The organism is Duganella sp. AC237, from assembly GCF_979254035.1.
In genome coordinates, this window is the sequence record NZ_CEEDEW010000003.1 from 4,468,732 (window position 1) to 4,481,075 (window position 12,344).

A 12,344-nucleotide genomic window follows, 5' to 3' on the forward strand; every position below is an offset into this window, starting at 1 on the left:
GTCACACCGCCCAGCAGGCGCAACCCAGCGCGCCCCAGAAGCTTTTCAGGTCGGCGATCGGCAGCTTGCTGGTCCACGCCGTGGCATGCTGGTGGCCGTGCACATTGCACTGCTTGGCGCAGCCGCAGGCGGCCTGCTGCTCGCGCAACTGCGCCTGCTGGCGCTTGCGCTGTTCCAGCTCCTTGAGGGCGGCGCGGTTGTTACCGATCTGTTCACCCCAGCCGGCGTAACCGCCGAAGCGGCGCACCGGCGACCAGTCCGGCATGGCCGGCGGCGGCGCCTCGTCGTAGCTGGCGAATTCCCCGGCCGCGTAGACGATCTTGCCGCCGACGATGGTCAGGCGCGAGCTCATATCGGAGATTTCGCTTTCGGCGCAGGCGTAGAAATCCTTGTCCGGCACGATCAGGTCGGCCAGCTGGCCCACTTCGATGCGGCCCTTCTTGCCCACCTCATTCGAGAACCAGGTGGTGTTCTCGGTCCACATGCGCAGCGCCGTTTCGCGGTCCAGGCAATTGGCGCGCGGGTACAGCTGCATGCCGCCCACGGTTTTACCGGTAATCATCCAGGCCAGCGACACCCACGGGTTGTACGAGGCGACCCGGGTGGCGTCGGTGCCGGCGGAGACCTTCACGCCCGCTTCCAGGATCTTCTTGACGGGCGGCGTGGCTTCGGCCGCGCCGTGGCCGTAGCGCTCGACGAAGTATTCGCCCTGGTAAGCCATACGGTGCTGCACGGCGACGCCGCCGCCAAGCGCGGCGATGCGGTCGATCGACTGGTCGGAGATGGTTTCGGCATGGTCGAAGAACCAGTTCAGGCCCGCCAGCGGGATGTCCTGGTTGACCTTCTCGAACACGTCCAGAGCGCGGCTGATGGTTTCGTCGTAGGTGGCGTGCATGCGCCACGGCCAGCGGTTCTGCGCCAGCACCCGCACAACGCCTTCCAGGTCGTCTTCCATATTGTCCGGCATGTCGGGACGCGGCTGGCGGAAGTCCTCGAAGTCGGCCGCCGAGAAGGTCAGCATCTCGCCGGCGCCGTTGTGGCGGAAGTAGTCGTCGCCCTGCTGGTAGGTCACGCTTTGCGTCCAGTTGAGGAAGTCCTCTTTTTCCTGCGTCGGCTTTTGCGTGAACAGGTTGTAGGCCAGGCGTATCGTCAGCTGCTTGGCGTCCGACAGCTGCTGGATCACCTGGTAATCCTCGGGATAATTCTGGAAACCGCCGCCGGCGTCGATAGCGCCGGTCACGCCGAGGCGATTGAGTTCGCGCATGAAGTGGCGGGTCGAGTTGACCTGGTATTCCAGCGGCAGCTTCGGCCCCTTGGCCAGGGTCTGGTACAGGATGGCGGCGTTGGGTTTGGCCAGCAGCAGGCCGGTCGGATTGCCGGCGGCGTCGCGCAGTATCTCGCCGCCGTGCGGGGCCGGCGTGTTCTTGTCGTAGCCGACGGCGCGCAGCGCGGCCCCATTCAGCAAGGCGCGGTCGTACAGGTGCAGGATGAACACCGGCGTGTCCGGCGCCACCGCGTTCAATTCGGCGATGGTCGGCAGGCGCTTCTCGGCAAATTGGTGTTCGGTGAAGCCGCCCACCACCCGCACCCACTGCGGCGCCGGCGTGATCGCCACCTGCGCCTTGAGCATTTCCATCGCGTCGGCCAGGCTGCGTACGCCGTCCCAGCGCAGCTCCAGGTTGAAATTCAGGCCGCCACGGATGATGTGGCAGTGGTTGTCGATCAGGCCAGGCAGCACCCGCTTGCCCTGCAGGTCGATGACCTTCGTGGCCGGACCGGCCAGCGCCATGATCTCGTTGGCGCGGCCGACATGGGTGAAGCGGCCGTCCTTGATGGCCACCGCCTCCGCGTGCGGGTTGGAGCGGTCAAGGGTGGTGAACAGGCCGCGGTGCAAAATCAGGTCGGGACTGCTGTGGGTGGTGGGAGTCATTATGCTTTCCTTTTCGTTTGATCTTCAGGCTGCGCGCCTGGTAGCTGGCCGAAGCAATGCGGCTTGACGTGGTCTTCGATCCACGACACCTGCTTGGCCTGCGCTTGCTGCGGTTGCCATAGCTGGCGCAGCAACGGCGGCACCTGTTCGCCGAGCAGGATGCCCAGCAGGCCGACCAGCGCGATGACCGGCGGCGCCGGCGAGCGTACGTTCAAGAATCCGTAGATGATGCCGACCAGCAGGCCGGTGGCGATCGAGACGATGTAAATCTTCATGGCTGACTCCTTAAAGCTAAAACTGTACTCCCTGAACCGCATGCCGCGCCCCTGCCTTTGTGCCAGGGACGCGCGGGGCGGCGGTGATGTTGCCCGAACAATGTCACAGACGGTGGGGTTTGAACATACCCCGATCTGGGTATGTCCTCCACCCCGGATCGGGGCGTGGCAAAAGCCTCGAAAAAGCTTAAGCTGGCTGCCAGAAATGCAAACCAGCGAGGGCCGACAGACATGCGTGGATTCAGTACCAGTTTTCCGCGCGGCGGCGCCGGCGTCGGCCTGCTGCTATTGCGGCTGGCCGTGGCGCTGCAACTGCTGTCCGAAACGCTGTTCACCGAAGTGGCGCCGTGGTGGCAGACATTGCTGCCGAACGGCCTGGCGGCCTTGTTGTCGGTATTGCTGGCGGTGCTGCTGGTGCTCGGCATGCTGACACCGGTGGCGGGCGCCGTCGCCTCGCTTTGCCAGTTGTTCTGCCTTGGCCACGCCGGCTGGTCGCAAGCCTCGCCGTGCATCGTCGGCGCCTTCACGGCCGCCGCGCTGGTGCTGCTGGGGCCTGGCGCCTACGCGGCGGACGCGCGGCTGTTCGGCCGGCGGCGGCTGGTGCTGCCGGCCAGCCCGGCGGACCACAACCGATTTTAGTCAGACGTTCATTTGGGAGTAACGACATGCGACTCGATAGCAAAACCTGGCCGCAGATGGCCGTGGGAGGTAGCAATGGGACCGCCGCCATCCTCCATCAGGGCGAAAAAATCAATGTGCTGGTGGCGCACGCGGACGCCATCGTCAACGCCGGCCTGGCCGCGCTGCTCGGCGCCGGCGCCGACGTCTCGGTCAGGAGCGCCACCGTCCCGGACGACGCGCTGCACTGCGGTGCCGACGTCGTCGTCGTCGACCACAAAGGCGCGCTGGAACACATGCGCCGCCGCGCCGACGCCCAGCACGGCCAGCTCGAACAACTGCCCAAGGTATTGATCGTCACGCAGCTGGACCGCGAGTGGGAGGTGCGCACGGCGATGATGGCCGGCGTGCACGGCTACCTGCTGCAAAACAGCCCCGCCGACCAGCTGCTGTCGGCGGTGCGCTCGCTGAGCCGCGGCATGCGCTACCTGAGCGCGGACCTGAGCCGCTGCGTGGCCGACAGCTTTACCCGCATCGGCCTGACCAGCCGCGAAACCGACGTGCTGCAGCTGCTGGCGCAAGGCCAATGCAACAAGTCCATCGCGCGCGAGCTGGGAATTGGCGTCGGCACCGTCAAGACGCACGTCAAAGGCCTTTTCGACAAGCTTGGCGCAACGGCACGCACCCACGCGGTGGTGCTGGCCACGCGCCGGGGGTTGGTCGGCGACAGCGTCCATAGCCAGCACTAGGCCATCGCCCCCCACGATGGGCGGGTAAAGCGAATAGGCGTTGTCTGTTTGCGCATAAGCCCTGTAAAATCGCGGCTATGCACGCAATGACGCTCTCTCCGGCCACACAACATCGCAACACGCGCTACCAGCGCGTGGTGATGTTCTTCGTGCTGGTGTTCCTGGCGCTGCAACTGATCGGGGCGGTGTCGCATACGCATGCCTACACCGACGACCACAAAACCGATTGCGCGGCGTGCGAAATCACCGACATGCCGTTCGGCGCGCCGCCGCCACCGGCGCAGGTGGTTCCGGTGGCCTCGGTGGTCACCTACGCCGTCGCCGCGCTGCCGCGCCAGGCCTGGATCGCCAGCGCCGGCTACCTCACTCCCCCTTCGCACGCCCCGCCTTTCGCTGTTCTCTCCTGACCTGAAGTCACCGTACCAAGCGTAACGCCCCATTGCGCGCTTTTGCGCAGCCGCGCGCCTGCCCGACACGTTTCGATTTGCCTCGATACGTAGCGGCAGGCCGGCGGCCGCACGCGCCCGAACATTCAAGGATTGAACATGCAACGCACTCCACAACTCCGCACCCTGCCACTGCTGCTGGCCGCCGCCTTTTACGCTTCACATGCCCACGCAGACGACAGCGCTGCCGCCGACGGCGCCCCCGCACCGATGCAGCAGGTCGACGTGATCGCCCACCTGAAAAGCGCGCGCATCGACCTCTCGCCCAACGTCGGCACCACCGTCTACTCGATCGACCGCCACATGATCGACCAACTGGGCCAGGGCGACAACACGCCGTTCAACGAAGTGCTGCTGCGCCTTCCCGGCGTGGCCCAGGACTCCAAGGCGTCCGGCTCGATCCACGTGCGCGACGACCACGCCAACGTGCAGTACCGCGTCAACGGCGTACAGCTGCCGGAGAGTATCACCGGCTTCGGCCAGTCGATCGATACCCGCTTTGTGCAGCAGACCGATTTCATCACCGGCGCGCTGCCGGCACAATTCGGCCTGCGCACCGCCGGCATCGTCGACATCCAGACCAAGGAAGGCACGGGCAAATCGGGCGGCCGTGTTGGCGTGCTGGTGGGCAGCAACGACTACGTCGCGCCAAGCGCGGAATTCTTCGGCAACCAGGGCGCATTTAACTACTACCTGTCGGGCAGCTATCTGGCCAATAAAATGGGCATCGAAAACCCGCTGCCGACCCGCGACGCCATCCACAACGAAACCAGGCAGGCCAAATCGTTCGGCAGTCTGTCCTGGTTCCTCGACGACCAGACCCGTTTGGGCCTGATGTTCGGCACCTATAACGGCCGCTTCCAGATCCCGAACAATCCGGACCAGGCGCCGGCGTTTTCGCTCACCGGCCAAAGCGACGCCGCCGCCGGCACCAGCAGCTTGCCGTCTTCGCGGCTCGACGAGCGCCAGCGGGAGGTCAACCGCTTCCTGGTGCTGTCGCTGCAAAAGAGCCTGGGCGACCTGAATTACCAGGTCTCGGCCTTCCATCAATACTCCGAGCTGCATTACACGCCGGATCCGGTCGGCGATCTGGTTTACAACGGCGTCGGCTCGAACACCCTGCGTTCGAACTCCTCCAGCGGCGTGCAGTTAGACGCCAGCTATAAGCTGAACGACTCACATACCGTGCGCACCGGCCTGGCCTACTCGCGCCAGAACACGCACAGCGACAACAGCGTCTCCGTGTTCGACATGAACGCCGACGGCACGCAGGCCGGCACCGATCCGCGCACCATCGTCGATAACAGCAGCCAGATCGGCAAACTGTCGAGCATCTACCTGCAGGATGAATGGCATATCGCCGGGCCGCTGACGTTGAACTACGGCCTGCGCTACGACAAGGTGTCGGCCTTCATCAACGAGCATCAATGGAGTCCCCGTGTGAACCTGGCCTACCAGGTGGCCAAGGATACTTCGCTGCACGCCGGCTATTCGCGCTACTTCACGCCGCCACCGCAGGAGCTGGCCGCGCAGTCCAGCATCGACAAGTACGCCGGCACCTCGAACGCGCCGCAAGTGCCGGTGTCGGACAACGTCAAGGCCGAACGCACCAACTACTTCGACGCGGGCCTGAGCCACAAATTCAACGAGCAGTTGACGGTGACGGCGGACGCCTACTACAAGAAGATACACAACATGCTCGACGAGGGACAGTTCGGCCAGGCGCTGATCCTGTCGCCGTTTAATTACGATCGCGGCTACGCCAAGGGACTGGAACTGTCGGCCGTCTACAGCGAGAAGGATTGGGGCGCCTTCCTGAACGTGACGTCGCAGAAGGCCAAGGCGCAGAACATCACCTCCGGCCAGTCGCTGTTCGCGCCCGACGAACTGGCGTACATCTCCAACCACTATATCTTTGTCGATCATGACCAGACCTACACCGTCTCGGGCGGCGCGCACTACCACTTCGGCGACTCGCAGGTCAGCGGCGACGTCCTGTACGGCAGCGGCCTGCGCATGACGCCGGACGGCGGCGCGCCGAATTCGGGCGCGCTGCCCGGCTATGTCACGGCCAACCTGACGCTCACGCACGACTGGAAAAACACCCCGGTCGGCAATGTCGAGGGACGGCTGGCGGTGATCAACCTGTTCGACCGATCCTACCTGCTGCGCGACGGCTCCGGCGTCGGCGTCGGCGCGCCGCAGTACGGCGCGCGCCGCACGCTGTACGCCGGCCTGTCGACCAGCTTCTGACCATGAGCGCCGGCGCCGGAAGCAACACCGGCGCCGGCCTCGATTTCTTCGTGTGCGCCAGCGTGTGCCCGTTGTATTACGCAATCGATGTAGGCATAATCAACGCGAAGCCTTACGCGGAAGATGACATGCCCTGCCCTTATTTTGATCGTTGTGATGGTTGTGATCACCGCAACACTCGCCGGACCTCGACGGCAAGGGTGTAGATGGCGTCTCGCGCATTCCCCCGGCTGTTGGTCCGATCGCTGCTTGCCATCGGCGTCATCCTGATCATCCTGGCCGCCGCCGCGTGGGCGGTGATCGCCAATCCGCCGGAGCTGCTGCGCATCGGCGCCGCCTACGCCGCTAAAACCGTCTGTTCCAACGTTTTCGTCGCCGGCCGCGATAGCGCGGGCGTGCTGGCGCAAGACGTGCAGGCACCCGGCCATCCGATACTCGAACACCTGGAAGTAAGGATCGACCAGCAGCGCAAGGTGGTGCGTGCCGGCTTGTTCGGCGTGATCGGCGGCGGCGTCGCCGTCTACCGTCCCGGCACCGGCTGCGCCGTGGTCCCCGATGGCGACATAGAACGAGCCTCGCTTTATAATTTTGTGCCGATCAAAATCTGGTCGCCGTCGCCCAGCGTGCCGTGGCCGACAGGCTCGATGGCGGAAACCGCGCCGGCGGTGCAGGCGCTGGTGAACCAGGACACGCTGTCCGGGTCCGGCATGCGCGGCATCGCCGTGATCCATCGCGGCCGGCTGGTGGCGCAGCGCTACGGAGACGGCTTCGCGCTGCGCACGCCGCTGCTGGGCTGGTCGCTGACCAAGACCGTCAACGCCACCCTGGTGGGCATGCAAATCGCCGAAGGCAAACTGTCGCCGCAACAAAGCGGCTTCTGGCCGGCGGGCGCGGACGGCCGCTCGCAGATCGCGTTGACGCATCTGATGGCGATGAGCAGCGGTCTGGCGTTCGACGAGACCTATGGCGGCGTCTCCGACCTGACGCGCATGCTGTATCTGCAGCCCGACATGGCGGCCTACGCGGCGGCCCAGCCCCTGGTGCAGCCGGCGGGCACGCTATGGAACGATTCGAGCGGCACCGCGCTGCTGCTGTCGCGCATCTGGCAGCGCGCGGCGGCCGGCGCCACCGGGAATGAAGGCGCCCTCCCGGCCAAAAACGGTCCGGCATCGGCGGCCGTGCTGTCGCTGCCGCACGACCGGCTGTTCGCGCAACTGGGCATGAGCAGCGCCTTGATCGAGGCCGACGCGCGCGGCAACCTGGTTGGCTCAAGCTATATGTTCGCCAGCACCCACGATTGGGCGCGCTTCGGCCAGTTCCTGCTGCAAGACGGCGTTTGGCAGGGCAAGCGCATGCTGCCGGCCGGCTTCGTGGAGTCCATGCGGCAGCCGGCGCCGGCGTCGGGCGGCCAATACGGCCAGGGCCAGGTGTGGCGCCACGGACCGCAAGGCGCCACGCCGCCGGGACAAAACCCCGACCTGCCGTTCAAGCTCCCGGAGGATACCTTCTGGATGCTGGGCCACGACGGCCAGGCCATCGCCATCGTTCCCTCCAGGGGATTGGTGCTGGTGCGGCTTGGCCTGACGCCTGAGCGAATGAACTATCAGCCGCAAGCCCTGCTGGCGGCCATCATCGCTGCGCTGGAGCCGGATGTGGCCCGCTAATCCGCAGCTTTAACGCTTATACCATTCAGGAATAAGTCCACCAGATGCCCAATCCGTGACTTCGATGAACCGTCGTTTTCGATTGCGATCGAAATGGCGGTCAACACGTAAATGAAGTCGTCGAAAGTGACATCGGGGCGGATGGCGCCTGCTGCTTGTCCACGCTGAAGCAAGCGATGCCCTTCCGCGGTGATCGCATGGCATCCGGGCGTGCCGCATTGGATAACAGTGCCGATCGACGCGGCAAGGCTCTGGTAAATGCTCGTGTTCCTGGCGAGTTCCTCAAGGTAAGCGCGGAGCGCCTCGCCTGGTGCGAGTGCAGGGTCGCGCGCACGGCTGGTCTCCGCCAGTGACAGGAAACGCTCATTGCTGGTAGCGGCCAAAAGCGCCTCACGCGTGGGAAAGCGGCGATACAGCGTCCCGATACCGACGCCTGCGCGCTTGGCAACTTCCTCCAGCGCAACATCCGCTCCTTTTTCCAGGAAAAGCTGCTCGGCGGCAGAAAGGATCAGTTCGCGGTTTTTTTGCGCGTCGGCCCTGAGGGCAGGTTCATCACTCACAATTTTCCTTTTTTTGCTTGTCAAACGGAGGATACCTCCATATTATAAGTGGAGCAATCCTCCATTTACTGAAAAAGGGTAGAAATGATGAAACGTTTTGACAACAAGGTGGTCGTGGTAACGGGCGGCAGCGACGGCATCGGCCTGGCAACGGCGAAACTTTTCGCCATCGAAGGAGCGCACGTGTACATCACGGGGCGCCGGCAAGAATTGCTGGACGAGGCAGTGAAAGAGATCGGCCACGGGGCGGTCGGCGTGCAAGGTGACGTCAGCAAGGCCGCCGATGTCGCCCGGCTTTACGAACGGATCCAGCACGATCACCAAAGGGTCGACGTCGTGTTCGCCAATGCGGGCATTTACGAGGCCGCCCCGCTCGATACGATCGACGATACGCTTTTCGACTCGACCTTCAACGTCAATGTAAAGGGCGTGCTGTTCACCGTGCAGAAAGCATTGCCGCTGATGGCGGCGGGAAGCGCCGTCGTCCTCAACGGTTCCGTGGCTGCCAGTAAAGGGCTGCCCGGCCAGCCCCTGTATAACGCCAGCAAGGCGGCGGTGCGCTCGTTCGCCCGAAGCTGGACCAATGACCTGAAGGAGCGGGGCATCCGCGTGAACGTTGTCTCGCCTGGTGGGACAGAAACACGCATGATACGGAGCTACCTCGACGCGCAACCGGAAGTCGAAAAAGCACTGAATCAAAGCGTCCCGCTCGGGCGCTTGGGTGAACCCGACGAAGTGGCGCGAGCAGTCCTCTTCCTCGCATCAAGCGAAAGCAGCTTTGTCGCTGGACATGAACTGTTCGTCGATGGCGGCGTGACCGCGGTTTAGGCAGCCCGGCGGTTTTAGACCCGTTGCGTGTTCGCCACCGGCGCCGAGTGGTTGTCCACCCGAACCGCGTTGCGGCCGCCCTGCTTGGCGGCGTACAGCATTTTATCGGCGCGCATCAGCCAATCCTCCGGCGTGCTGGATTTGTCCATGCCCGCCACGCCGATCGACACGGTGATCGGATGTCCTTCGATCAGCGGTTCCTCGGCGACCGCCGCGCGCAGGCCTTCGGCCAGGCGGCTGGCGGCGCCCAGGCCCGCGCCGGTGGCGATGATGGCGAATTCTTCGCCGCCGTAGCGGAAGATCTGGTCCGAGGAGCGGGTATGGTTGCGCATCAATTCGCACAGGCGTATCAGCACCTTGTCGCCGGCGGCGTGCCCGTGGCGGTCGTTGACCTGCTTGAAGTGGTCGAGGTCGAGCAGCAGCAGGCACGATCCCGGATGCGGCCTGCGTTCGGCGGCATACGCTTCCAGCTTGCCATCCAGCGCGCGGCGGTTGCCCACGCCGGTCAGGAAGTCGCGCTCGACCTCCGTATGCAGTTCCTGGTTCTGCAAGCCGGTGCGATACGAGAAGATGTAGGCGAACAGGTTGACCAGCGAAATGGTCACCACCACCGTGAACAGGTTGAGCAAAGCCAGCTCGCGCGTCAGGATCGCCACCAGCACCAGCATCGACACGCTGTTGATCGCCAGCGCCACGGCGGGACGCAGCATGAAATAGGCGGCGATCATGGTCGGATAGACCCAGTACACCAGCGACAAGCCGCGCAGGTGGATGGTGGCCAGCATGCCGGCCGAATAGAACAGGGTCACCCCCAGGCTGGCCGCCTTGTACCGGCCGGTTCGCCAGACATCGACGATCACCGCCAGCATGGCCGCCACCAGCGCCAGATCGACAGCTGCGGAGATCAAGCTGCCCTGCAGCAGCCGGTAGATACCGAACGGCAGGATGCTCGGTATGCTCAATGCGCACATCAACAACAGGATGACTTCTTCCTTGCTGCGCTTGCGGCGCGCCGACACCCAGGCCAGCCGGCCGCCAAACATCTTCTCTAATTCAGGCATAAAAGGTGGACAGTCGTCTCTTTGGTTTTTTTATATTTTTACGGAGGCTTCCTCGATCGCTTCGCGCTTGCTCTTTTCGGCCGCCCGCAAGTGGTTCGCCACTTCGACGATCAGCATACCATGCCTGGAGATGAGTCCCACCAGATCACAATCGGATCGCATCCGTGTGCCTCAAGGGCGCACCCGCGAAAAAAAAGGCTTTGCCACGACGGCAAAGCCTTTTTATGGATACTGACAGTGTGAAATCAGGCCAGCGCCGCAGCCACCACGCCATAGGCGCGATTGGCTTCGGTCAGCGAGAATGCCGATGGGCCGTCGACCAGCGCATCGGTCGAGCGCTCGCTGCTGCGGTAGGTGATCGGCAGCTGATAGCGGCGGCGTTCATCTTCGCTGATCTTGCCGTCGTTGTTGATGTCGGCGGCGGCATGTTCCTTGCTGCTGACGCCCAGCACGCCGTCTTCGCTCACGCCAGGCAACGGGTCCGGCGACACCAGGTTTTCCTGGGCGCCGTTGTCCAAGCCGTACTTGGCCTGGAAGATCTGGGTTTCCGGACGCATGGCCAGACGTTTCAGGCCGTCGTCAAATTGTTTCAGCGCTTCTTTCAGGCCGGTGTCATCCGACTCCGTCACGGCCTTGACCATGGCGCTGGCCTTCTCGGCGGCGCTGACTGTGTTGCTGGCCTCGCTGGAATCGACTTGCGTCGGCGCGTTAAAGCCAGGCAGCGACAGATACGAGGCCACGGAAGCGTTCAGTTCGAAGCTTTGTGGCTCGTTCGATGGATCACGGTTTTTGTTTGGGTCGAGCGCCGCCTCTGCAACAACTGCTGCAAACCGGGTGGCGCCACCTATGGCATTTATCATAATCATCATCGACTCCTGTTGGGAGATTCCTCACAGCACGATTTTAACAAGAAATTTACCAACAAGCACCATTTTTAGCGGCCCGCGAGCCCAAATAGTTGATTTTTCGCACGAAAAATTCGGCCCATCATCGTCAGAATTTATCACAACGAGATTGTTATAGTTTCTATTCATAGCGCCAATTTCCAGCATGGCGTGCGTTGTTGTTTTATTGGCCAGTCCACCTTGCGGGATTGGTCAGACCACCGTAGAATTGGCTTGAGGAATTGGCAAACTTACATCGCCATCCAGTGCCAGGCCTTCCGGGCTGCACGTCCTTTACGACAGATTTTTGACCAACCACGAGCTCGGCGCTTCCTGCGCCCTCCTCGCGGTGGCACGGCATACGCGAGGTGTGCCGACCGGCGACCGGCAAAGACCGGCGTTGTTGAACTCAATATCTGGAGACAAAATGCACACCTCATTACAAAAAGCCGTGGCCGCCGCATGTTTTGCGCTGGCCGCCGGCGCCGCGCACGCGGCCGCCGATCCGCTGCACAACGCCATCATCACCGCCAGCTACAACGGCCAACCCGGCGGCATGCTGGGCGCCGACCACCTGTTCGCCGATGAAGCGGGCAGCAATGTCAGCGGACTCGATCCGATCGAGCCGGGAACCGAATTCCTCACCAGCGACTACCTGCTGGGGTTCGACTTCGCGCCCGACGGCCGCCTGACCATCTTCAACAACGGCGCCCTCCCCACCGGCGCCTACAGCGCCACCTTCGATTTCGGCGCCAGCCTGGCCGCGCCCATCGTCGGCTTCAGCGTGCTCGATGCCGGCATCACCAGCGGCGCGCCGGTCCTCAACATCGTCAATGGCCACACCATCTCGATCGACCTGTCCGGCGTGACGTGGAACGGCGACTTCAGCGCGCTGACCACCGGTATCACCTTGCAGGGACCGGTGACGGCGGTGCCGGAACCCGCCACCGCCTGGATGATGATGGCCGGCCTTGCAGGCATCGGCATGCTGGCCCGCCGCCGCGCGGGTGGCAGCAAAACCGGTACCGATACCGATACCCCGGCACGCTAACAACGCCCGCCCAAACAAGGAGCTT

General features: G+C 63.8%; 13 protein-coding genes. 7 read left to right on the forward strand and 6 right to left on the reverse strand.

All coding sequences use genetic code 11. From position 1 onward, the window contains the following. Nucleotide 1: 1 nt before the first annotated feature. Nucleotides 2–1,930 carry an amidohydrolase gene (locus AC0IYS_RS19815; RefSeq protein ID WP_471706789.1) on the reverse strand — a complete coding sequence of 643 codons (1,929 nt, stop codon included), beginning with the start codon at nucleotides 1,928–1,930 and terminating at the stop codon, nucleotides 2–4. Next, nucleotides 1,930–2,205 carry a DUF1427 family protein gene (locus tag AC0IYS_RS19820; RefSeq protein WP_471706790.1) on the reverse strand — a complete coding sequence of 92 codons (276 nt, stop codon included), beginning with the start codon at nucleotides 2,203–2,205 and terminating at the stop codon, nucleotides 1,930–1,932. Before AC0IYS_RS19820 ends, AC0IYS_RS19815 begins: the two co-directional genes overlap by 1 nt. Before the next feature lie 231 nt (nucleotides 2,206–2,436). Between AC0IYS_RS19820 and AC0IYS_RS19825 the strand changes: the two genes are divergently transcribed. The 5 genes from AC0IYS_RS19825 to AC0IYS_RS19845 all read left to right on the forward strand — a co-directional run bounded on the left by AC0IYS_RS19825 (nucleotide 2,437) and on the right by AC0IYS_RS19845 (nucleotide 7,935). Further along, a complete protein-coding gene (locus tag AC0IYS_RS19825; protein WP_471706791.1) occupies nucleotides 2,437–2,844 on the forward strand; it encodes a hypothetical protein in 408 nt (135 codons plus the stop codon). Between the two features lie 26 nt (nucleotides 2,845–2,870). Further along, nucleotides 2,871–3,572, forward strand: coding sequence for a response regulator transcription factor (locus tag AC0IYS_RS19830; RefSeq protein WP_471706792.1), 702 nt, complete (start codon nucleotides 2,871–2,873; stop codon nucleotides 3,570–3,572). Between the two features lie 86 nt (nucleotides 3,573–3,658). After that, the gene (locus tag AC0IYS_RS19835) at nucleotides 3,659–3,979 is read left to right on the forward strand and encodes a hypothetical protein (protein WP_471706793.1); all 321 of its coding nucleotides are present in this window, start codon (nucleotides 3,659–3,661) and stop codon (nucleotides 3,977–3,979) included. Nucleotides 3,980–4,117: 138 nt separating this feature from the next. Further along, nucleotides 4,118–6,271: a TonB-dependent receptor gene (locus tag AC0IYS_RS19840; protein ID WP_471706794.1), complete on the forward strand. Its 2,154-nt coding sequence runs from the start codon at nucleotides 4,118–4,120 to the stop codon at nucleotides 6,269–6,271. A 206-nt stretch (nucleotides 6,272–6,477) separates the two neighbouring features. Continuing rightward, nucleotides 6,478–7,935 (forward strand): serine hydrolase domain-containing protein, encoded by a 1,458-nt coding sequence (locus AC0IYS_RS19845; protein ID WP_471706795.1) that lies wholly within the window; start codon nucleotides 6,478–6,480, stop codon nucleotides 7,933–7,935. On the opposite strand, the gene AC0IYS_RS19850 is transcribed toward AC0IYS_RS19845, so the two are convergent. Continuing rightward, nucleotides 7,932–8,519 (reverse strand): TetR/AcrR family transcriptional regulator, encoded by a 588-nt coding sequence (locus tag AC0IYS_RS19850; RefSeq protein WP_471706796.1) that lies wholly within the window; start codon nucleotides 8,517–8,519, stop codon nucleotides 7,932–7,934. The genes AC0IYS_RS19845 and AC0IYS_RS19850 overlap by 4 nt on opposite strands. Nucleotides 8,520–8,579: 60 nt before the next feature. On the opposite strand from AC0IYS_RS19850, the gene AC0IYS_RS19855 reads away from it, so the two are divergent. After that, entirely contained in the window at nucleotides 8,580–9,323 is a 744-nt protein-coding gene (locus tag AC0IYS_RS19855) for an SDR family NAD(P)-dependent oxidoreductase (protein WP_471706798.1), read from the forward strand. Between the two features lie 14 nt (nucleotides 9,324–9,337). Here AC0IYS_RS19855 and AC0IYS_RS19860 read toward each other — a convergent pair whose 3' ends face one another. The 3 genes from AC0IYS_RS19860 to AC0IYS_RS19870 form a co-directional block, all read right to left on the reverse strand. Beyond that, nucleotides 9,338–10,384 (reverse strand): GGDEF domain-containing protein, encoded by a 1,047-nt coding sequence (locus AC0IYS_RS19860; protein ID WP_471706799.1) that lies wholly within the window; start codon nucleotides 10,382–10,384, stop codon nucleotides 9,338–9,340. 30 nt (nucleotides 10,385–10,414) lie between these two features. After that, nucleotides 10,415–10,546 (reverse strand): hypothetical protein, encoded by a 132-nt coding sequence (locus AC0IYS_RS19865; RefSeq protein ID WP_471706800.1) that lies wholly within the window; start codon nucleotides 10,544–10,546, stop codon nucleotides 10,415–10,417. 83 nt (nucleotides 10,547–10,629) lie between these two features. Beyond that, nucleotides 10,630–11,250 (reverse strand): EF-hand domain-containing protein, encoded by a 621-nt coding sequence (locus AC0IYS_RS19870; RefSeq protein WP_471706801.1) that lies wholly within the window; start codon nucleotides 11,248–11,250, stop codon nucleotides 10,630–10,632. A gap of 445 nt (nucleotides 11,251–11,695) precedes the next feature. Here AC0IYS_RS19870 and AC0IYS_RS19875 point away from each other — a divergent pair, with 445 nt between their 5' ends. Next, on the forward strand, nucleotides 11,696–12,319 hold the full coding sequence (locus AC0IYS_RS19875) for a PEP-CTERM sorting domain-containing protein (RefSeq protein ID WP_471706802.1): 624 nt from the start codon (nucleotides 11,696–11,698) through the stop codon (nucleotides 12,317–12,319). Nucleotides 12,320–12,344 lie beyond the last annotated feature (25 nt).